The organism is Gelidibacter maritimus, assembly GCF_014062315.1.
In the GTDB taxonomy this organism is placed as follows: domain Bacteria; phylum Bacteroidota; class Bacteroidia; order Flavobacteriales; family Flavobacteriaceae; genus Gelidibacter; species Gelidibacter maritimus.
The window spans coordinates 70,482-92,045 of the sequence record NZ_JACGLT010000006.1 but is presented as its reverse complement, the minus strand read 5'-3'; the positions used below and the strand labels follow the sequence as shown (position 1 = coordinate 92,045).

Below are 21,564 nucleotides of genomic sequence, written 5' to 3'. Positions count from 1 at the left end.
TAATCGTTTTGGAGAGTTATATTAAAGAACAGGTGTAAAATCTAACCTATCTTTAATACCAAATAATGAATCGTAAATATTAAAACTCTAAGCTGTTAATGCATTTTATTACACTAAATACACGGCGCAATCTTAAAAGTCCCAAAGAAAACTTGGCCTTAACTTACTCAATATAATTATGCCAATTGCGAACTGCCGACTGTCACCTGAAAACTGCCAATTTTTCTCTATTTTCTATCCTCTAAACATCAACTATTCCTTTGATTTTCTGTACGCCAAATAAAACAACTGTGGCAATACCGTTAGTGAAAGTAGTGTACAAATTAAAATACCACCTACAATCATAATTGCCAAAGGTTTTTGGATTTCAGATCCCATACCATTGGAAAGCGCGGCAGGTAATAAGCCCATGGCACCCATCAAACCAATCATGACAATAGGTCTTATTTTTTCTTTGACTCCCAAAGAAATCGCTTCTCTTAAATTATGGCGTTCCCTTAATTTCTCATGAATAACCGTAATTAAAATGAGTCCGTTAATTGTAGATACACCAAAAAGGATAATAAAACCGATACCTGCCGAGATACCAAAAACTGTTCCTGTCACCCATAAAGATATCAAACCACCAACAAAAGCAAACGGTAGTGTTAGCGCAGCTATAATTGTATCTTTAACATTTCCAAAATTCATATACAACAAGAAAAGAATCAACAGCAAAGAAATAGGCACCACCACCATCAATTGTTTACTAGCACGTTCCTTACTTTCAAATTCACCAGCCCATTCTACTTTATTATACGGCGGAATGTCTACTTCTGCTTCCACTTTTTTACGCGCCTCGGCAATGGTACTTCCCAAATCGCGACCTTCAATGCTAAAACCAACTCCGATATATCGGCTATTGCCTTCGCGATAGATAAACGCTGGACCGGTATGGAAATCAATGGTGGCAATTTCCTTTAATGGAACGTGGTGGCCATCATAAACAGGCACCAAAATATTACCAATAGCCTCCGCCGATTCACGATGTTGTTTTTGATATCTAATACGGATATCAAACATCCGTTCACCTTCATAAAACGTTGTAGCAGCCTGACCTCCAATGGCCATGGCTACTACCGACTGCGCATCGGCCATGGTAACACCGTATTTTGCCATCTTATTGTCATGCAATTGAATTCGTAATTCGGGTTGACCGATGTTTTCATAAACATTTAAATCAGTAATACCCTCAATATCTCGGATGGCATCAGCAACCTCATGAGCTTTCCCTTCCAATTCGAAAAGATCATCTCCAAAAATTTTGACCACCAACGAACTTTTTACGCCGGCCACATATTCTTCAACGTTGTCCTGAATAGGTTGGCTAAATCCGAAATTGATACCAGGATAAGTTTCCAAATCATCCCGTAATTCTGCCATTAAATCCTCTTTTGAGATATTACGTTCCCACTCGTCTTCAGGCTCCAATTCAATGTGGAATTCAATATTAAAAAACCCCGTAGGATCAGTACCATCATTGGGACGTCCCGTTTGGGTCAACACAAATTTTATCTCGTCGTGTTGGCGAATTTTTTCTTTCATCTCCTGTGCCAATTTCACCGATTCCTCCAAGTGGATGCTTACCGGTAAGGTTGCTCGGACATAGATAGCACCCTCATTTAATTTTGGTAAAAACTCAGTGCCGTAATAACTGAATTTTACAGCACATATCACCAATAAACCCACAAAGGCATACAATGTAGCTTTTCCGTGTTTATCGGTAAACTTATAGAGCCTAAAGAATTGTTTGTTAAAAAATTTTGAAACCATACTCTCCCTATCGTTAACTCCTTTATTTAATAGCACTTTACACATAGCTGGCACGTAGGTCAAACTCAAAATTAGCGAACCTAAAAGCGCATAACCTAAGGTAAAAGCCAAGGGTGAGAACATTTTACCTTCCACTTTTTGGAAAGAAAATATAGGCATGAGTGCAACAATAAGAATAAATAGGGCAAAAAATATGGGGGTTGAGACCTTACCCACACTTTTTTTAATAATTCCCAATTTAGAAGCCTTGGCAAATTTAGCCCGTCCCATAAGGCGGGATTTAATTTGAAGGGAAACAAACACCTGTTCCACAATCACCAAAGTACCTTCCAGGAGCAATCCAAAATCGAGTGCGCCCATGGATATTAAGTTTGCTGGAAGCCCTTGAATGCGCAACATGATAATGGCAAATAAAAAGGACAGCGGAATTACCGAGGCTACAATAAGCGTAGTACGCCAATTATATAGAAAAATGAAGACGATCAGCGAGACCAGAATCACCCCCTCAATTAAGTTGGTCGTTACTGTACTAACGGTAGTTTCCACCAATTCCGAACGGTCTATGAACGGAACGATCTCCACATTTGATGGTAGAATTCGGGTGTTAAGTTCGTTGATTCGAGCTTTCAGACCTTCAATAACATCGGCTGGATTCTCACCACGCAACATGATCACAATTCCTTGGACAAGATCATCTTCATCATCTAAACCTACTTGGCCCAGTCTTGGTTTGGCCGTAATGATAACCTCGGCTACGTGTTTCACTAAAACTGGCGTAGAACCGTTGACCGTAATTAGGATATTTTCAATATCTGCAACACTTTCCAACAGCCCAACCCCACGGACGGCGTAAGCCTGATCACCACGCTGGATCACATCTCCGCCAACATTAATATTACTTTTAGAAACCGCTTCGTAAACATCTAAAGGCGAAAGGTCATAGTTTTTTAATTCGCTAGGATTGATCTGTATTTCATAAATTTTTTCCTCCCCTCCAAAACTCGCTACATCGGCAACACCCGGCACCGACAGCAATTCTCGTTCAATAACCCAATCGTGGATTGAGGAAACCTCCTTAATTGGCAGGTCACTTTTTACCACATATCTGAAAATTTCACCGGTAGCTCCAGATGGCGGTTCAATTTGAGCGTCACTTCCTTCTGGCAATTCCAATCCTTGCAATCTATTGGAAGCATATTGTTGCGCATAGAAATCTTCAACATCATCATCAAAAAGAACGGTCACCACCGAAAGCCCAAATAAAGACGTAGATCGCACTTCTGCTTTTTTGGGAATGGTATTCATTTCTTTCGAAACTGGAAGTGTAATAAATTTCTCTACTTCCTCAGCACTTCTACCCGGCCATTGGGTGATGATTCGTGCTCTTGTATTGGTAACATCTGGAAATGCCTCTATCGGGATTTTGATATAATTTATAATGCCCGCTACCAACAATAATCCCGTTAGAAAAAATACAATGGTCGAGTTTTTTAAGGAAAACCCAACAATACCTTGAACAAATTTCTTCATGGATAAGGTTTATTTTAGTGCTTTTAGATGGTTGTAGATCAGCAGATGATTCTTTATAATAATTTGTTCGCCCGCTTCTATATTGTTTTCAAAATAGACCGTGTTGGCGTTTTGAATATTGGGCGTTACCTTTCGGACTTCAATATCGCAATCGGACTTGTAGAGCACCAAAAAGTGCTGATTATCATCAAACACCAAGGCCTCTACAGGAGCAGCGTTTGCCATGAGGCCATCTTCCTTTTCAACTGTAACATCCACCAACATGCCCGGCATGAGTTTTCCGTCAATATTATCCATCACAATACGTGCTTTTAAAACACGCTCATCGGAATCAAACACTTGCGACACTGCATTTATCTCTCCAAAAAACACCTCATTGGCGTAAGGCAAAGCTTTTATTTCTACGGGCATGCCCTGTTTTACATACGGTACATTCCCCACATAAATATTGGCCATGATCCAAACTTCATCCAAATCGGAGATTGTAAAAAGCGGATCGCCCTCTGCAGAAACCTGCATTCCGGCGGCAACATTCTTACTGATAATTGTGCCTGAAGACGAGGCTCTCACCTGAAACACACCACGTTCACTACTCGCACTATATAGGTTGAGTTGTGCATTGGTATTTTGAAGCTCTGCCCTCAACACATCCAAATGACTTTGTGCCGCTATCAAATCTCTTTGAGAAGCAATCTTATCACGATGCATTTCCTGTACCGATTCCAATTCACGTTGTGCAACCAAAATTTGAGATTGCAGACTGGATTTCTCTGAGTTCAGGTTACTCAACTCACTACTCATCATTTCCAAAAGCAACTGTCCTTTTTTAACCTTTTCACCAGAGGAAAAATAGGTCTTGGTCACTACGCCACTTACAAGACTCACAAAGTGAACCAGCTTGTCAGGATTTGCCTCTACTTTCGCATTTAATAAAATGGATTCTGTAATAGCTTTTTTTTCTATCGCCACTTTGACAATATCATCTTTCATAAAATCATTGAGACAAAACGTGGGGCTCTCTTCTTGAATGATGTGTTCATTCTTATTTTTTGCGCAACTTGCACCAAGTAAAATCGCAAAAACAACAAGCATCAGACGGTATAAATTGGTGGTGTACATCTTATATAATTAAATAATATGGTGGTTAAATATCTTTTCCGATAGTATGTTGGAGCCTCTCAAATTGGAGATGTAGCTCTTTCTTTGATTCGAGGATGATCTTTTTATTTTCTAAATACGCTTCTTGAAAATCCAAATACTGCAACAAACCGATATTCCGACTCATAAAATTTCGGGTATAACTTTCAAAAATCTCATCTAAATCCATTTCAAATTCGGATTCTATACTTTCATAAAAAAGTAAGGAGGTTCGGAAATCTTTGAAATACTGCTCAAATTCGGCTTGTGCCCGTAGTCGAATATCATCGGAAAGAAGACTCGTATTTTCGACACCTACATGGGCATAAGCAATTGCACCTTGATTTCGGTTAAAAATAGGTAAATCTATAGACAGACCGAATCCGAAGAAACTTGGCCAAACGCCTCCGCCACGATCGTAGGAGGCATTTAAGCTAAAGTCGGGAATGGCCTGCGATTTCTCATAAGTCAACAAGCTCTTAAAATGCTCATTTTCCAATTCGGCCAATTTCACATCAGGTCTATAATTCAAGAAATCTTGTTGAAGTGTCAGAACATCAAATGATTTAAGTTTATGAAGATCGGGCGTGAAATCATCTTCCAGAACAAATAAACTGGCTGGTCCGGTAATGCTCAAAAGCACTTTTAATTCCTTTTCGGTTTCATTTTTGGTCTTGGACAATGCATTGATTTCTCTGGAAAGTTCCAATTGCAGAGTCTGCAGCCGCATATACTCGCCCTTACTAATATGATCGTTCTCCAATTGGCGCCTGTAAGCATTTAGTAGATTGTTAATCAAATCTTGTTGTTTAAAAAACACTTGCGTGTACAATTGTAAATACTGCAATTCAGTTAGGGTATTTCTAAACTCGTATTTCAGATTCCGAAGCAATTCTTCAAACTCTTGTTCTGCCACTTTAACGCCAACTCGCTCAACATCCATCAGTTTTTTACGCTTTCCAGCGGTAATGATTTGCTGCTCCAGCTGCACTGCAAACTGTGTATTTTGAGCAACATTTCCAAAAATCTGAGGTAGTGGTTCGTCTAAATAAGACAATTGTTTATTGGTGGTCCACAAGTTTATTTCTTCGATGCTCAAACTTGGATTAGGCCAAAGTTTTGCCTGTAACACCATGGCTTCTGCCTGATTAATTTTGTAGGTCTCGGCAAGTAGTAATAAGTTTTGCTTTAAGAAAAACTCTTCATACTGTTGTCGGCTAAGTTTTAGCGTGTCTGTTTGGCTTAATTGCCCAAATACACTTGAGCTAATACCAATAAAGATCAGGACCGCAACCTTCGAAATAAATTGGACAAAACCCAACATTTTTCTACCACCCGTTAAATCGTCTTTCAATTTCATGGTGCAAAAGACATCAAAACAAGCTTAAAAAGACCTTAAAATGGATAAAGTTTAGCTTAAGGCCGTTCTATTCAAGTGGGGTTCGTACTCTGTAATGGGAAGATTAAAGTAAAGACATTTAAGTTTTTGTTGTCCGTATGGTAAGAAATATGCCCTTGGTGCTGTGAAATAATTTTATAGATAAAAACAAGCCCTAAGCCAAAACCAGATTTGCCTTTACTATTTTCCCCTCTGAAAAAATGCTGGAAAAGAAATTTCTGTTCCTCCATCGAAATTACGGGGCCTTCATTGATAAAATCTATTTGAAGTTCTTTCTCGTTCGTTATTATATTTATATTGCCTTCCTTATTGGAGCTATAATGGATGGAGTTTAGCATCAGATTCATAAATGCAGATTTTAACAAGCGTGCAGAGCCCTGTATGGTCAATAAGCCTTCATTATCTGTTGGGCCGATATAGTCTACTGAGAATTCAAATTCTGTATATAGTTGGGAGAGCTCATCAATCGTATCAAAAATCAACTCATCCACACGGATACTCGTTTTCGGGATGCTATGGCCAGCATCAGTTTTTGAAAGTTCTAGCAAGAGATTAATGATTTCACTGAGGTTTTTAGTGTCTTCCTTTTGCCGATTGATCTGCGCTTTCAAAACCGCTAAATCCGTTTCGTTATCCATACGTTCAAAATTGGAAACCAAAACAGCGATGGGTGTTTTTAACTCATGTGAAATATGATTGATGGCATGCTTTTGAAAAGAAACGGCCTCCTTCATCCGTTTCATCAATTTGTTGAATTGCTCGGCCAAGACCACAATCTCATTTTCCGAACGCTTGACTTCAATAGGAATATAAAGCGTATCAAAATTATAATTGGTGATTTTTTCAGTAATGTCCACAATAGGTTCTGCAATAATTCTTGCTAGATAATAAGCAATTAAAACAACGACTAAAGAAATACCGAAAAAGGTAATCAGCAATACATACCGTAAAAAATCCAATTTAGAATACCCTGACTCGTCATAGGCTTTATTGATGCCGTAATAGGTATTGTTATTATATTTTACATAAACCCCTACCACATCATACAAATCAGCTTTGGTTTCTAACCAAGGGTTGACAATGGTCAATACCTTGAGGATACTATCAACCTCTTTTTCAGCAATTTCCAGATCATCAATGCTTGAATAAATCAAGGTTTTTGAATGGTCAAAAATTAGGAGTTTCTCATCATAAAACTCATTGATACTAATCCGATCCATAGCTTGAATAATAGATTCGTCGGCTTGTCTAATCTCCGTTAAAAACTTTATGGTGGAGGTGATTTTCTGTTTCTGTTTTTGTTGAAATTCCTCTTCACGATATTCGTAGAAAAGCGTGTAGATAAAAAACAGGGTCATGCCGAGCAAACTGATGATGGTTGCTGAAAAATACAATAGAATTTTTCGTTTAATACTCATCAGTCTTCAAAATAATAGCCATAACCAATTTTCGTTTTGATCGATTCCTTGTTAAACGGGCGATCAATTTTCTTGCGCAAAAAATTAATATAGACTTCGATGGTGTTGGTGTTGGCATCAAAAGATTTTCCCCATATTTCCTGAACCAACCGTTGCTTGGAAACAATTTCACCTTTTGATTCCAACAATTTAAGTAGTATTTGATATTCTCTTGGGGTCAAAGCGATTTCTGTGTGCTGCCGGCTAACTTTTTTTAATCTTGTATCCAACTGAAGATCACCTGCTATGATGAGTTCATTTTCATGACGGTCAGCAGCGGTATTTTGGCTACGTTTTATGAGTGAATTGATCTTTAAAATCAATTCGCGCATATAAAAAGGTTTGGTGATATAATCGTCAGCTCCCATTTCGTAACCGTGCACCTTATCTTCCAATTCAGAAAAGGCTGATATCATTAAAATGGGCGTAGCGATATTATGGGTCCTGAAATCCTTTGCTAAATCGAAACCACTTTTACCCGGCAGATTAATGTCCAGCAAGATGCAGTCAAAATGTGATTTATTGAGAATACGCTCCGCCAACAAACCGTCATAAACAGTTTCCACCTGCATATTTTCCGCCAAAAGCGCTTCTTTGATATTTCTATTGAGCTCTGGATCATCTTCTATGACAAGTATTTTTTTCACCCGACCGCTTATTTTTGAATACTCAAAATTAAGAAATATAAAATTGAATTGGTAATTAGAGCTCAGTAGTTAATTACTGGCTTATTGTGAACATTTATAGCATCTGTTAGCTTGAGGAAAGTTAAACATCACCACATGCATTTAATGGTTCTCGACTGTACTTTAACTGAAAGTTTCTATCATCTTATTTACGGATTTATACTATGATTGAACTCCGTATATATGTGTGTTATGTACTGACTCTAATTCGCAATTATACGCCTCCTCAAACGTATAATAACTATTGAAAATTAAATATGAATACTACTTTTTATGCTTCGTTTTTAATGCCCCACCTCCAATTTATTCAGATCACAAAGTCGAATCAGCAAAATCATTAGTAGCGATAATAACATGCGCATTAAAGCAAAAAATAAGACTTACATTTGCACTTAAAATCTTAAAAATGATTTTGTTTCTCTAAATTCTGATAATATAAAGATTTCGTATATGGAAGTTACCAGTCCACATTTTCTCGACTTGATAAAGCAAAAAGAATGGCGTAAGTTAAAACTGGCCTTACAGGAAATGGATGATTTGGACCTGTCACTGATGGTAGAAAGCTTCTCAGCAAACGACAAGATTATTTTGTTCAGGTTGTTATCTAGAGAACAGGCCAAGAATGTTTTCAAGATGCTCCCACAATCCGATCAAGAGGAGATTATTGAGGGATTATCTGAAAATTCACAAAAGCTGTCTCGCCTGCTCAACGATATTGAGCCTGATGACAGAACTTCTTTTTTTCAGGATTTACCGGAGGATATTACACAAAGCTTCATTGAAATGCTTTCTCCAGAGGAGCGGGAAATTACCGTTAAACTTTTAAGCTATCCAAAAGATAGTATTGGACGTTTGATGACCCCTGAATTTGTAGCTATTAAGGCAGATATTACTGTTGCGAAAGCTTTCGAGCATATCAGACAATTCGGACAGGACTCTGAAACGTTAAATGTTATTTATATCATCGACGATGCTTGGCGACTGATAGACGATATCTCTATTAAAGACCTTATTTTAGCCAGCCCTGAACAAGATGTTTCGGAGTTGCTTGATCATCGGTTTGTTTTCTTGAATGCCTGGGATGACCAAGAAGCAGCTATTCAGGTATTTAAAGATTATGACCGGGAAGCCTTGCCAGTTTTAAACAAAAACGGCGTCCTTTTAGGAATTGTCACTTTTGACGATATTTTAGATGTTATTGAAGAGGAGTCCACTGAGGATTTCCATAAATTTGGATCTGTTCAAAATGCAAGTAAAAACCCACTAAAGGAACGCATCTTTTCCTTATATAAAAATAGGATTGTTTGGCTTGTGCTTTTAGTTTTTATGAATGTATTTTCTGGAGCAGCTTTAGCAAGTTTTGAAGACGTGATTCAACAAGTGGTTGCTTTGGTGTTCTTTTTACCGCTGTTGATTGATAGTGGTGGAAATGCCGGATCACAGTCGGCTACACTTATGATCCGCTACTTGGCTTTGGGTGAAATACAATTATCCGATTGGTACAAGCTCATTGGCAGAGAGTTATTGGTCTCATTTTTACTGGGATTGACCATGGCCGCCAGTGTTGCCGCCGTCGCGAGTTTTAGAGCACCAGAAGTCATTATTGTCGTGTGCATGGCCATGGTCATTAATGTTATGCTTGGCAGTTTGATTGGCATGTTATTGCCATTTATATTCACAAAATTCAAAATCGACCCAGCTACCGCTAGTGCACCATTAGTCACGTCACTATCTGATATATGTGGGGTATTGATTTACTTTTCTCTTGCTGCTCGGTATTTTGGATTTTAACACCAACATGGTATAAAATCGAACAGTAAATCGTAGCGTAACCGTTTGAGTAGGGCTGGATAACCCAGAGACGTTCAATTTTAAATCAAATTCAGCTTAATCCATTAGCCAATTGATCGTCAAACTTTAAGCCGTTACAACGTTTCCATAAAGATCAAAATCCTCAGCTTCCGTAATGGTGACCATGGCATACTCTCCCGTTTTTAAATAGTTTTTGGTAGCATCAATTCGCACTTCGTTATCAACGTCGGGCGAGTCAAACTCTGTGCGGCCCACAAAATAATTCCCTTCTTTACGGTCAATAACCACTTTAAATTCCTGGCCTATTTTGGCTTGGTTCAATTCCCAAGAAATCTGGGATTGAATTTCCATAATCTGATTCGCACGGTCTTGCTTGATCTCTTGCGGAACATCGTCTTCCAGATTATAGGCATGTGTGTTCTCTTCATGGCTATAGGTAAAACAGCCTAAACGTTCAAATCGCATATCGCTAACCCATTGTTTCAATTCTTGAAAATTCTCTTCCGTTTCTCCCGGATAACCAACAATTAAAGTGGTTCTAATCGCCATCTCCGGAACAGTCTTTCTGAATTCTTTAAGCAGTTTTGTCGTTTTTTCTTTAGTGGTACCACGACGCATACTTTTTAGAATATTATCCGAAATGTGTTGTAATGGGATATCGAGATAGTTACAAATTTTTGGCTCGCGTTTCATCACGTCAAGCACATCCATCGGAAAACCTGTAGGAAATGCATAATGCAAACGAATCCACTCTACACCCTCAACTTTAACTAGTGCTTCTAGTAATTCGGCAAGGTTACGTTTTTTGTATAAATCGAGACCATAATAGGTCAAATCTTGAGCAATTAAAATTAATTCCTTAACTCCTTTGGCAGCCAACTTTTCAGCTTCAACAACGATGTCTTCAATAGGTGTCGATCGGTGTTTACCACGCATAATCGGAATGGCACAAAAACTACAAGGCCTGTCACAACCTTCGGCAATTTTCAAATAGGCATAATTTTTCGGTGTTGTTGTTAAACGTTCACCAATGAGTTCGTGTTTGTAATCGGCACCTAATACTTTAAGCAGTCCCGGAAGTTCGGTAGTTCCAAAGTATTGGTCTACATTGGGAATTTCCTTTTGTAAGTCTGGTTTATAGCGTTCACTCAAGCAACCGGTAACAAAAACCTTATCAACTTCACCATCTTCCTTTTTCTGCATGAATTCGAGAATGGTATTGACGCTTTCTTCCTTCGCATTATTAATAAAACCACAGGTATTAATGACTACAATATTGCCTTCTTCCTCGTGGACCACCTCTTTACCGCTTGCCTTTAGTTGTCCCATAAGGACTTCACTATCATAGACATTCTTGCTACAACCTAAGGTCACAACATTTATGCGGTTCTTTTTAAGCGATTTCGTTCTCATATTCAAAAAAATTAAGTGTGCAAAGATACGTAATGAAAACGATTTAAGAATTACGATTTACGATTCATAAATAATGCCAAAGAAACCATTGAAATTAAAGTTTAAACTTTGAACACTGAATGGCTTATTAATATAAATTACTAAAATCAACCAAGAATGCATTTGGAGGATGTGGATCATTGATTTTCTGAACACGCTCTACTTTTAATATCATCATTGCATCTGTACTAATCTGATCATTTATCATCGATTTAAGCTTCGAGTAAAGGACTCGTGAAAATACAATGGGAGATGCAGCAGATGCGATTCGTTTTGAACTGTCAAATATTGTCAATACTCTACGGGTCTAATAAATGTACTCACCAATTAATTATAATTCTTAGGGGCTATGCGTCGCTTAGATGCTTGTTCAAAAGCATAGGCCCAAGACAATAGCGCGGCTTCACTCAACGGCCTCCCAATAAATGTCAGACCTTTTGGTGCACCAGTATCGGTAAATCCCATAGGCACAGTAACTGCAGGGTATTCAGCAACGGCAGCAAAGCCAGCGTGATAGTTGTTTATTGATAAAATACCGTCTAAACGATGTCTTTGCAATGGGGTGTCAAAAAATAATTTCCCATTGGTTTTGAGGGTGTTTTTGATATCCCAAAACTCATTCTCGGTAGCGGTATCTGCGGCTATTCCTTCAAATAAACTCTGTCCATAAGGCATCATCGCAATAGAATCTTTTTTGTTGAAAACAATAATATCTTCAACAGATGTTACCGTCAGCTTGGGGTCTCCGGAAGCTTTAATATAGTTTGGAAGATCGTTTTTCATATCTAAATTCAGAAGTCTCAGGAAATTAGGCAGTTCAATCTTTTCTGCTGCAATCTCAACAATGACGGCACCTTTCGACTTTAAATCTGAAATAGCGTTGGCATAAAGTGTATCTTCAAGCATGGCTTTGAACACTCCAAAACGACGGTTTAACAACTCCTGTTCATTAAGATTATGCTCATAGTAATCTTTAGATGTGGCGCTTAGGTTCACCGCCTTCGGATCTTTATCATCAAAGCCAAGCATGGCATCCAACAAGATGGCAGTATCTGTAACATTCTTAGCCATTGGGCCAGGTGTATCTAGCGTTGACGAAATTGGTACAATACCGCTCCTACTCAACAGCCCTACAGTTGGTTTTAGACCTACTCCTGAATTTTGACTGGCCGGAGATAAAATGGATCCTGAGGTTTCAGTACCAACCGCCGCGACGCAAAAATTAGTAGCTACAGCCACCCCACTTCCTGAACTTGATCCACCAGTATCTATGGTCTTTCGGCCGTACGGATTTAAGGTTTGACCGCCAATGGCACTATAGCCACTTGGGCAATCGCCACAAAAGAAATAAGCCCATTCGCTTAAATTGGCCTTCCCTAAAATAAGAGCGCCTTGATCTTTTAAGCGTTCAACTATATAAGCGTCCTTTGTATTGTTATTTTGAAAAACCACAGCCCCGGAAGTCGTAGGCATATCGACCGTATTAATATTGTCTTTTAAAAGAATTGGCATTCCGAAAATTGGATGTTTGCGCATCTTATTTTTCAAAGCGATATCCCTTTGTTTTGCTTCCGATATCACATTAGGATTAAGGGAAATCACGGCATTCAAGGATAAATCATTTTCACGATCAAAAGCTCTGATGCGATAAAGATAAAACTTGGTCAAATTTTCATAAGACAACTTTCTATCTTGAATATGCTGCTGAATGGTCGGGATATCTTGTTCTAAAATTAAGGGTTTAAGCCTATTGTACAGGTCTTCGGAGAATTCTGCAAGATCTTCATCAAAAACTTTCCATAACTTGGACTGGTCAATATACTTAGAGTCCAACACCTTGAATTCAGTAAATTCCTTGGTAGAGATGGCGCTGATATCTGTAGAGGAATTTTCAGATCCAGTGTTATTTTTTTCAGGGTTCTTACAGCCGCAAACGATCATAAATGATAAACAAAACAATATTGGTTTCATACTTTGATTTTTTACTAAAAATACTCAAATGGAATTGATTACTCCAAAGGCGTTCAAATTAATAAGTATTTGTTGATGTATGAATTTTACAATGTTTTAGGTGGAAAAAATCAACGAACTTTGAAAAATAGAGTTGACGTTCATTCTTGGAAAAAAATGCCGATAGAGCTACAAATATGATTAACACTCAATAAATTATAAGTAGAAATGAGGTTGCTGAATTCGCAGGATTTCACTATTTGAAAAAAGAGTCTACAAATTCAAATTTATTAAAGACTTGCAAGTCATCAATACCTTCGCCCACCCCGATATATTTTACTGGAATTTGAAATTGATCAGAAATACCAATCACCACACCACCTTTTGCGGTTCCGTCCAATTTTGTTACCGCCAAAGAAGTAACTTCTGTTGCAGCTGTAAATTGCTTGGCTTGTTCAAAAGCATTTTGTCCTGTAGAGCCGTCCAATACCAATAATACTTCGTGAGGCGCATCGGAAATTACTTTTTGCATTACCCGTTTAATTTTGGTCAACTCGTTCATCAAATTGACTTTATTATGAAGACGTCCAGCGGTATCAATAATAACCACATCGGCATTTTGGTTGACCCCACTTTTCAAGGTATCAAAGGCGACAGAAGCTGGATCACTGCCAAAATCTTGCCGTACCATGGGTACCTCAACCCGATCGGCCCATATTTGCAACTGATCAATAGCTGCAGCTCTAAAAGTATCGGCAGCACCAAGAACAACTTGTAAGCCCTGTTTTTTAAATTGGGATGCTAATTTGCCAATAGTTGTAGTTTTACCCACACCGTTTACGCCCACAACCATGATGACAAAGGGTTTTTTATCTGTTGGTATGGTAAACTCCGTTGCATTACCGCTATCAATTTCAGAAAGCAGACCGGCAATTTCTTCCCGTAAAATTTGGTTGAGTTCAGAAGTGCCTAAATATTTATCCTTAGCCACACGCTCTTCAATCCTATCAATGATTTTTAAGGTGGTGTTTACACCAACATCACTTGACACCAAGATCTCCTCTAAATTATCAAGTACATCATCATCAACTTTTGATTTTCCAGCAACGGCTTTATTGAGCTTGGTGAAAAAAGAAGTTTTGGATTTTTCTAAACCTTTATCTAAGGTTTCCTTTTTTTCTGAAGTAAAAATTTTTTTAAAAAAGCTCATTCGTTATGCAGTGTTTAATGTTATGCCGTTTTTATGGCTAAAAGACGGCTTTGCGTTAGGGATTACTCATCACTAACCGCTTTTGAATTATCAAATTCGTAAAAGCTTCGTATTTGTAGCGGCATCCTTTTTATTTGGTGACTGAACTTGTCTAAGCCCTTAATATAAAACGGTATTCCGTAAAACACGACCTTTTAAAACACGACCTTTTAAAACGCGAGATCTTTTTGAAACCTTGTGGGATTAAAAGGTGACGCCAAAATCTTATAACAAATTTAAGACCCTAATGTTCAAACTGCTAAATTGTCAGATTTAACTCAAATATAGACATAAAAAAACTGCTTTCAAATGAAAGCAGTTTTTAAAAATATAGTGAATTTATTTATTTTTTATTTAAAAAATCATCCACAAACTCAGGTGCAACAACAGCTTCAACGAACTGATAAGCTCCTGTTTTTGGAGATTTAACCATCTTTATTGCTTTAGTTAATCTCTTAGATCCTTTTTGTAACGATGCTACTGATTTCTTTGCCATTGTAAAAATTATTTTTATAACTTCCTCGAATCCGATAGCCATCGGAAGGAAATCTACATTTATTTTATCTCTTTGTGAACTGTCATGCGCTTAAGAATAGGATTAAATTTTTTAATCTCCATTCTATCTGGCGTATTCTTTTTATTCTTTGTAGTGATGTAACGTGAAGTTCCTGGTTGCCCAGACTCTTTGTGCTCCGTACACTCTAATATGACCTGTATTCTATTACCCTTTTTTGCCATTGTAAAATATTTTATTAATCATTTCCGTGAATCCCGATAGTTATCGAGAAGAAATTCCATCCTTGTAGGCTATTATTTTAAAAATCCTTTAGATTTTGCCTCTTTGATTGCAGCAGAAATTCCTATTTTATTGATGGTTTTCAGCGCAGAAGTAGATACTTTTAAAGTTACCCATTTATCCTCCTCAGGAATGTAAAAACGTTTTTTGATCAAATTCGCATCAAATTTACGTTTTGTTCTATTCATAGCGTGAGACACGTTGTTGCCAACCATCGCTTTTTTTCCAGTAAGTTCACAAACTCTTGACATTCTTTCTAACTTTAATTATGTTATTTAAAACAGTTTGCAAATTTAGGAAAACTTTGTAACATCACAAACATTAATTGTTACTTTTTTATAATTTCTTTCTGTAACATTTCAAAGGCTTTGTTTGAGGCTCTATTAATGACTTTGTGGCGATGATCACCAAAAGTAAAGCGTTCTGAATACACGGTATGCCTAGTAGCAATGGCTATATAAACGGTACCTACCTCAGCATCGGCATCACCTTTTGTTGGCCCTGCGTTTCCAGTTGTGGAAATTGCATAGTCAGAATCGAAAAGTTTTAAAGCTGCTTTAGCCATGGCTTCGGCGACCTCTTTGCTGACTACAGAAAACTCAGCAATCAACTTCGGATCAACTTTTAAGACCTCCACCTTACTTTGTGTGGCATAACTCACCACGCTACCCTTAAAATATTGAGAAGCACCCGCAATCGCGGTAAAGGATTCCGCTATTTTACCGCCCGTACAACTTTCTGCTGTAGCTACTGTTTTACCTAAAGCAATCAGATGTTGACCTATAACAGCCTCAATAGATTCATCACGTTCAAAACCAACAAAAACATCTTCAATTTGCGGCAACAACAATTCTATTTGATGTTTTATTTCAATTTGAATCAGATGTTTGTCCATAGATTTGCCAGAGAGCCGCAATCGTACCCTTCCTAAACTGGGTAAATATGCTAACTTAATATAAGGCGGCAAATGGTCAGCCCAAGCTTCAATACGTTCTGCCAAGGCACTTTCACCAAGACCGTAAGTCAATATGGTTTCATGCTGGATGTACGGAAACTTAAACTGCTTAATAAGTTTAGGAAGGACCTTATCTTCAATCAAGCCGCGCATTTCATAGGGTACGCCAGGGAGCGAAATAAAAATCTTTCCTTCCTTTTCAAGCCACATTCCGGGCGCACTCCCATGCATGTTCATCAACACTTGTGCCTTTGAAGGCACTAAAGCTTGATCCAAACTGACCTGAGATGGTGTTTTGACCGTGAAATCTCCCCAAATCCGTTTGATGTTTTCTGTAACCTCATCATTTCTGATTAGAGTGTCATCAAAATATTCTGCAATGGTTCTCTTGGTAATATCATCCTTTGTTGGCCCTAGTCCACCTGTAACAATGATGATTTCTGCATTTTCTTCGGCTTCCTTAAACGATTTTAAGATATGCTCTTTGTCATCTTGCACAGACGTAATCTGATATACAGAAACTCCAATTTTGTTAAGTTGTTTGGCTATAAAGGCAGAATTGGTATCGACAATTTGACCAATAAGAATTTCATCTCCAATAGTTATAATTTCAGCTAACATTAGAGATTGAAATCGGTTTTAATTTCTTCAGTTGTTTTTTCTATGGCTTCCAAAACATTCTTTAATTCTTTGGATATGTCTTCGCTCTTCTTTTCCAGTTTGCCCCAATCCTGAACGGTGATTAAATCGTCCAAGACCCCGAGTTCAAAAAGATCAATGGTGGGTTTCATTTTATGAGCGGCCTGATAGGTAGTGTAATAATCTGCTTCTGCAACGGCCTTTTTAAGTCGCGCAGCATCCTCTGGAACCTCTTCCAAAAATGCTGCTGCAATTGCCATAACAAAATCCTCATCGCCATCTGCTAATTCGCGTACGCGATAAAGTTTATAATTTTCTTCCATTTACTTGATTGTTAATTTAAACATTTCAATATTTTCAATCAATCCCCTAAGTTCATCATTAGCTTCTACCTTAGCAACTCCTGATGGTGTTCCTGTAAAGATAATGTCTCCAATCTTTAAAGTAAAATATTTTGATACATATTCTATAAGTTCATCAATTTTCCATAACATATGGCTTGTATTGCCCTGTTGCACAAGGTTTCCATTTCTTTCCAATTGAAAATTAATGGCATCCACAGATTCAAAATCGGATTTTGGCAACCATTTACCAATCATTGCAGCCCCGTCAAAAGCTTTGGCCTTTTCCCAAGGCAAGCCTTTCTGCTTTAACTTTTGCTGTAAATCTCGTGCCGTAAAATCGATGCCAAGTCCAATCTCATTATAATATTTATGGGCGAATTTTTTATCGATATACTTCCCAACCTTTGAAATTTTAACTAAAACCTCCACTTCAAAATGGACATCATTCGAGAAGTCTGGAATAAAAAAAGGTTGGTTCTTTAAAAGTACCGCGGTATCTGGTTTTAGAAACAGGACGGGTTCTGTTGGTCTTTCATTAGCCAGTTCTTTGATATGCTCCGTGTAGTTTCGGCCTATGCAGATGATTTTCATGAAGGTTTGATATTGATATTGCTATGTTACGGTCACGAATGACATTTATTCCCAACAGTCGGTTTTAATATTTCGAGGTTTATTTCAATCTAAAAAATAGTTCCTTATTCATACCTCATGGACCAGCCCGCGCGTGCCGATCAAATCCAAGGTTCTTAATTCATGACGTTATTGCACAAACAAATTCACTCTCGTAAACCGTATTACAGTCATAATTATAGAGCGCTTTAGGCAAGTTTATTATTAAAAGCTCTCACTTTAATAGCGGTCAGTACTTTCTTGGTGTAAAGTGGAAAATCAGCGTTGAGCAGCCAACCAAAATATCCTGGTTCTTCATTCAATACATCTTCCACTCTTTTTGTTTTATGCTTTCCAAATGAAAAACACTCTTCATTATATTTGTTATATACTATAAATCCAGCGAAATCAGCGAACCTTTTTCGCGAACTGAATTCAGCCAAAAATTTGGTGTCATTTTCCAATTCATCATATCTTGCCAATTGTGCCTTTAACACTTCGTAGGTAGCTTCAGTATCGGCAGCTGCACTATGGGCATCGTCCAAATTCTTATCGCAATAAAATTTATAAGCCGCAGCCAGAGTACGTTGTTCCATTTTATGGAAAATGGTTTGTACATCAATAGCCACCCGGCCTTTCATATCAAAATCAATCCCCGCCCGCAACATTTCTTCCGCTAACAACGGAATATCAAATCTGTTGGAATTAAATCCAGCTAGATCTGAATCTTTAACCATCGTGTTGATCTCATTGGCAAGCTCTTTAAACGTTGGTTTATCGGCAACATCTGCATCAGATATGCCATGAATTGCGGTTACCTCAGCTGGAATTGGTATACCTGGATTTACTAACCAAGTCTTCCGATCCTCCTTGCCATTAGGAAATACTTTCAGCACGGCAATTTCCACGATGCGGTCTGAGGTGATATTTACACCTGTTGTTTCAAGGTCAAAAAAACATATAGGCTTGGTAAGATTGAGATTCATTTTTGTTTTTAGTTTATCGTTTGGTTCTGATTGATAATTAATTGTCGTAAAAATAGAAAAACCTAATTGTTTTAAGATTAGGTTTAAGATTTGTTTAGGTTTTAAGATACTTTCTCAGATCTGCCTGGTTTTTGAAACCCGCAGCTCTGAACGCTATTAAATCTCACGATTGACATCCCAAGCTTCCAAATAATCTTTGACCGCTTTAACAAATTGCCCGCCCAATGCACCATTGACAACGCGATGGTCATAAGAATGTGATAAGAACATTCGGTATCGGATACCAATAAAGTCACCTTCTGACGATTCCACAACCGCCGGAACTTTTCTTATTGCACCAAGTGCCAAGATTCCAACTTGTGGTTGATTGATAATGGGTGTGCCCATAATACTTCCAAAGGTCCCAACATTAGTCACGGTGTAAGTTCCACCTTGAATATCATCAGGCTTCAATTGATTTAAACGGGCCCTATTGGCCAAATCGTTAACACGTTTGGTCATCCCGATTAGGTTTAATTGATCTGCATCCTTAATTACCGGAACAATGAGATTCCCGTCAGGTAACGCTGCAGCCATACCTAAATTTATATGTTTCTTTTTAATGATTTTATCATCTTGGAGCGAAATATTCATCATAGGGAAATCGCGTAATGCCTTCGCCACAGCTTCCATAAAAATTGGGGTAAAGGTCAAATTCTCACCTTCACGTTTCGCAAAATCCTTCTTGACCTTATTACGCCAGTTCCAAATATTAGTCACATCAGCTTCAATAAAACTCTGTACATGTGCTGATTTTTGTACGGACTCTACCATATGATGAGCTATCAATTTACCCATTCGGGTCATTTCAATAATCTCATCACCGTTACTGGCTATTTCAGAAGACACCTTTGACTTTTCAGATGCTTTTTCTTGCGGTGTTGATTTCGTCCCTGATTCTTTTTTAGCGGTTTCTGTCGCACCATCTTCCTTAACAGACTCGGTTCCTGACGTTGGTGCCGCAGACACCGGAGCCGATTTCTTAGTTTCTAAATATTCGAAAATATCATTTTTGGTGACACGCCCATCCTTACCTGTACCAGAAATACTGTCTAATTCAGATTGTGACACCCCTTCCTGTTTGGCTATATTTTTTACTAAAGGCGAATAAAAACGATCTTCGGTAGACGTTACTGGAGCTGCCACAGCTGTTTTTGCCGCTTCAACAGTCTGAGCCACTTGCACAACCTCAGGAGCCTCTGCCAACTGCGCTGAAGCAGGTTCTTGCTTTGGAGCAGCAGGTGCCTGAGCCTCACTTGCATCTGTTTCAATAATGGCAATCACCTGCCCTACTTTTACAACATCATCAACATTATAAAGGATCTCGGTTAAAACGCCATCCACTTCACTGGGCACTTCACTATCCACTTTATCGGTTGCAATTTCCAATACCGCTTCATCAGCTTCAATAGTGTCGCCAACATTCTTCAACCAAGAGGTTATGGTTGCTTCCGCTACGCTTTCTCCCATCTTTGGGAGTTTCAGTTCAAATTTTGCCATATTATTATTCAGATGCTAAAATTTTTATTTGCTCTTGCAAAATTAGTTAAAATTGCCATACTTCATTACATAATCCTCTATATTTTCGGAATTCATAATACATCTGTTTTTCGGGATTTTTACAATTTAATCACTTCGCCACGATGTTCTGAGCTATCACTGCCAACTATAAACCGGGCATTTTTGGGTAAAATTCGAAATGTCAGTTTTTTGTCCTTTTCTGACCGATTCATATACTCGATAATAAGCTTATTATCAATAGTATTACCATCAAATACAATTTGTGTATGTGGCGCAATATTGGTCGTAGCATGAACCTTTGTGGTTTTGAATGGGAGTTCAAGGTTGAAAGCTGAATTTTCAGTCATTAAAACATAGTTTGTTGCTTTTTGATGAATTTCCTTTGGCACTTTTGATAAAAATTTTGAAAACAGAATTCCTAGCCAGACCACGGCATCAAATAAGAGGCTGGACTTGAAGTGTTTTTTATAAAAAATATGCATAGCGCCATAAAATCGCTTGGCATAAGTTTTATCTTTTAGGGTGCTTTCACCCTTGTAATGAAGCACAACAGCTTTACCGTAATAAATATTGTCATACCCTGATTTCAGAATTTTATAAGAAAGGTCAATATCTTCTCCATACATAAAATAGTCTTCGTCAAAACCTCCGACTTCGTTAAAAACTGTTTTTTTGAGCACCATAAATGCACCAACAAGAATGTCCGTTTGCCCAATCTCAGCTGCCCCTAAATGATTTGCATAGTAGGCGTCTGAAAATCCCAACATTTTCTTGACAGCAACCTTAGGCGTGGGGATGTTTCGTTTGCTTTCTGGAAGAAATGTGCCGCAACCATCTATAAGCTGGCAACCCAGCACCCCCATATTCGGACGATCCGCTGCATAAGCCATCACCTTTGTAAAGGTATCTTCAGCCACCATCGTATCAGGATTTAAAATGCATAGATAGTCGCCTTTAGCTTGGACCACGCCAATATTATTTCCTTTGGAAAACCCAAAGTTCTCTTTGTTCTCGATTAAAATAACTTCAGGAAAAAGCTGCTTTACCATTTGACAACTATCATCAGAGGAGTGGTTGTCAACAACAATAATTTCAGCATCTAAATCGGTGATAGCCGCTTGAACGCTTTTGATGCACAACTCCAAAAAGTAACGCACATTATAGTTTAATATGATGACAGATAGCTTCAAA

18 protein-coding genes are annotated in these 21,564 nt (G+C 38.1%); 1 reads left to right on the top strand and 17 read right to left on the bottom strand.

The genetic code is table 11. The features are described 5' to 3' along the window. Positions 1-252: 252 nt before the first annotated feature. From H3Z82_RS09370 to H3Z82_RS09350, 5 genes are all read right to left on the bottom strand, one after another. On the bottom strand, positions 253-3,342 hold the full coding sequence (locus tag H3Z82_RS09370; protein ID WP_182205243.1) for an efflux RND transporter permease subunit: 3,090 nt from the start codon (positions 3,340-3,342) through the stop codon (positions 253-255). A gap of 9 nt (positions 3,343-3,351) precedes the next feature. Then, on the bottom strand, positions 3,352-4,461 hold the full coding sequence (locus H3Z82_RS09365) for an efflux RND transporter periplasmic adaptor subunit (RefSeq protein ID WP_182205242.1): 1,110 nt from the start codon (positions 4,459-4,461) through the stop codon (positions 3,352-3,354). 25 nt (positions 4,462-4,486) lie between these two features. Then, entirely contained in the window at positions 4,487-5,839 is a 1,353-nt protein-coding gene (locus tag H3Z82_RS09360; protein ID WP_182205241.1) for a TolC family protein, read from the bottom strand. Between the two features lie 71 nt (positions 5,840-5,910). Beyond that, positions 5,911-7,296 (bottom strand): HAMP domain-containing sensor histidine kinase, encoded by a 1,386-nt coding sequence (locus H3Z82_RS09355; RefSeq protein WP_182205240.1) that lies wholly within the window; start codon positions 7,294-7,296, stop codon positions 5,911-5,913. Further along, a complete protein-coding gene (locus tag H3Z82_RS09350; RefSeq protein WP_182205239.1) occupies positions 7,296-7,982 on the bottom strand; it encodes a response regulator transcription factor in 687 nt (228 codons plus the stop codon). The genes H3Z82_RS09355 and H3Z82_RS09350 overlap by 1 nt, the downstream gene beginning before the upstream one ends. 489 nt (positions 7,983-8,471) lie before the next feature. Here H3Z82_RS09350 and mgtE point away from each other — a divergent pair, with 489 nt between their 5' ends. Next, positions 8,472-9,812: a magnesium transporter gene (gene mgtE / locus H3Z82_RS09345; RefSeq protein ID WP_182205238.1), complete on the top strand. Its 1,341-nt coding sequence runs from the start codon at positions 8,472-8,474 to the stop codon at positions 9,810-9,812. A gap of 126 nt (positions 9,813-9,938) precedes the next feature. On the opposite strand, the gene rimO is transcribed toward mgtE, so the two are convergent. The 12 genes from rimO to H3Z82_RS09285 all read right to left on the bottom strand — a co-directional run bounded on the left by rimO (position 9,939) and on the right by H3Z82_RS09285 (position 21,563). After that, positions 9,939-11,246 (bottom strand): 30S ribosomal protein S12 methylthiotransferase RimO, encoded by a 1,308-nt coding sequence (gene rimO / locus H3Z82_RS09340; protein WP_182205237.1) that lies wholly within the window; start codon positions 11,244-11,246, stop codon positions 9,939-9,941. A 366-nt stretch (positions 11,247-11,612) separates the two neighbouring features. After that, positions 11,613-13,256 carry an amidase family protein gene (locus H3Z82_RS09335; protein ID WP_182205236.1) on the bottom strand — a complete coding sequence of 548 codons (1,644 nt, stop codon included), beginning with the start codon at positions 13,254-13,256 and terminating at the stop codon, positions 11,613-11,615. 235 nt (positions 13,257-13,491) lie between these two features. Beyond that, positions 13,492-14,445, bottom strand: a complete 954-nt coding sequence (gene ftsY, locus H3Z82_RS09330; protein ID WP_182205235.1) for a signal recognition particle-docking protein FtsY — start codon at positions 14,443-14,445, stop codon at positions 13,492-13,494. 382 nt (positions 14,446-14,827) lie between these two features. Beyond that, positions 14,828-14,980 carry a DUF4295 domain-containing protein gene (locus H3Z82_RS09325; RefSeq protein ID WP_182205234.1) on the bottom strand — a complete coding sequence of 51 codons (153 nt, stop codon included), beginning with the start codon at positions 14,978-14,980 and terminating at the stop codon, positions 14,828-14,830. A 59-nt stretch (positions 14,981-15,039) separates the two neighbouring features. Then, complete coding sequence (rpmG, locus tag H3Z82_RS09320) at positions 15,040-15,222, bottom strand: 50S ribosomal protein L33 (RefSeq protein ID WP_007648529.1); 183 nt, start codon at positions 15,220-15,222, stop codon at positions 15,040-15,042. Positions 15,223-15,294: 72 nt separating this feature from the next. Further along, positions 15,295-15,531: a 50S ribosomal protein L28 gene (gene rpmB, locus H3Z82_RS09315; RefSeq protein WP_182205233.1), complete on the bottom strand. Its 237-nt coding sequence runs from the start codon at positions 15,529-15,531 to the stop codon at positions 15,295-15,297. A 77-nt stretch (positions 15,532-15,608) separates the two neighbouring features. Further along, entirely contained in the window at positions 15,609-16,856 is a 1,248-nt protein-coding gene (locus H3Z82_RS09310) for a CinA family nicotinamide mononucleotide deamidase-related protein (protein WP_182205232.1), read from the bottom strand. After that, positions 16,856-17,197 (bottom strand): Hpt domain-containing protein, encoded by a 342-nt coding sequence (locus H3Z82_RS09305; protein WP_182205231.1) that lies wholly within the window; start codon positions 17,195-17,197, stop codon positions 16,856-16,858. The genes H3Z82_RS09310 and H3Z82_RS09305 overlap by 1 nt, the downstream gene beginning before the upstream one ends. Continuing rightward, positions 17,198-17,809, bottom strand: a complete 612-nt coding sequence (locus H3Z82_RS09300) for a fumarylacetoacetate hydrolase family protein (protein WP_182205230.1) — start codon at positions 17,807-17,809, stop codon at positions 17,198-17,200. It lies immediately after the preceding gene. Between the two features lie 227 nt (positions 17,810-18,036). Continuing rightward, on the bottom strand, positions 18,037-18,813 hold the full coding sequence (locus H3Z82_RS09295; protein WP_182205229.1) for a 3'-5' exonuclease: 777 nt from the start codon (positions 18,811-18,813) through the stop codon (positions 18,037-18,039). Between the two features lie 156 nt (positions 18,814-18,969). Then, a complete protein-coding gene (locus H3Z82_RS09290) occupies positions 18,970-20,352 on the bottom strand; it encodes a dihydrolipoamide acetyltransferase family protein (RefSeq protein ID WP_182205228.1) in 1,383 nt (460 codons plus the stop codon). A gap of 119 nt (positions 20,353-20,471) precedes the next feature. Beyond that, positions 20,472-21,563, bottom strand: coding sequence for a glycosyltransferase family 2 protein (locus tag H3Z82_RS09285; RefSeq protein ID WP_182205227.1), 1,092 nt, complete (start codon positions 21,561-21,563; stop codon positions 20,472-20,474). Position 21,564: the final 1 nt, after the last annotated feature.

Coding starts and splice junctions, on each gene's coding strand:
- ftsY (WP_182205235.1), bottom strand. CDS start 14,445: ATGAGCTTTTTTAAAAAAATTTTTACTTCAGAAAAAAAGGAAACCTTA.
- rpmG (WP_007648529.1), bottom strand. CDS start 15,222: ATGGCAAAAAAGGGTAATAGAATACAGGTCATATTAGAGTGTACGGAG.
- H3Z82_RS09290 (WP_182205228.1), bottom strand. CDS start 20,352: ATGGCAAAATTTGAACTGAAACTCCCAAAGATGGGAGAAAGCGTAGCG.
- H3Z82_RS09325 (WP_182205234.1), bottom strand. CDS start 14,980: ATGGCAAAGAAATCAGTAGCATCGTTACAAAAAGGATCTAAGAGATTA.
- H3Z82_RS09360 (WP_182205241.1), bottom strand. CDS start 5,839: ATGAAATTGAAAGACGATTTAACGGGTGGTAGAAAAATGTTGGGTTTT.
- rpmB (WP_182205233.1), bottom strand. CDS start 15,531: ATGTCAAGAGTTTGTGAACTTACTGGAAAAAAAGCGATGGTTGGCAAC.
- H3Z82_RS09305 (WP_182205231.1), bottom strand. CDS start 17,197: ATGGAAGAAAATTATAAACTTTATCGCGTACGCGAATTAGCAGATGGC.
- H3Z82_RS09335 (WP_182205236.1), bottom strand. CDS start 13,256: ATGAAACCAATATTGTTTTGTTTATCATTTATGATCGTTTGCGGCTGT.
- rimO (WP_182205237.1), bottom strand. CDS start 11,246: ATGAGAACGAAATCGCTTAAAAAGAACCGCATAAATGTTGTGACCTTA.
- H3Z82_RS09370 (WP_182205243.1), bottom strand. CDS start 3,342: ATGAAGAAATTTGTTCAAGGTATTGTTGGGTTTTCCTTAAAAAACTCG.
- H3Z82_RS09300 (WP_182205230.1), bottom strand. CDS start 17,809: ATGAAAATCATCTGCATAGGCCGAAACTACACGGAGCATATCAAAGAA.
- mgtE (WP_182205238.1), top strand. CDS start 8,472: ATGGAAGTTACCAGTCCACATTTTCTCGACTTGATAAAGCAAAAAGAA.
- H3Z82_RS09310 (WP_182205232.1), bottom strand. CDS start 16,856: ATGTTAGCTGAAATTATAACTATTGGAGATGAAATTCTTATTGGTCAA.
- H3Z82_RS09365 (WP_182205242.1), bottom strand. CDS start 4,461: ATGTACACCACCAATTTATACCGTCTGATGCTTGTTGTTTTTGCGATT.
- H3Z82_RS09355 (WP_182205240.1), bottom strand. CDS start 7,296: ATGAGTATTAAACGAAAAATTCTATTGTATTTTTCAGCAACCATCATC.
- H3Z82_RS09295 (WP_182205229.1), bottom strand. CDS start 18,813: ATGAATCTCAATCTTACCAAGCCTATATGTTTTTTTGACCTTGAAACA.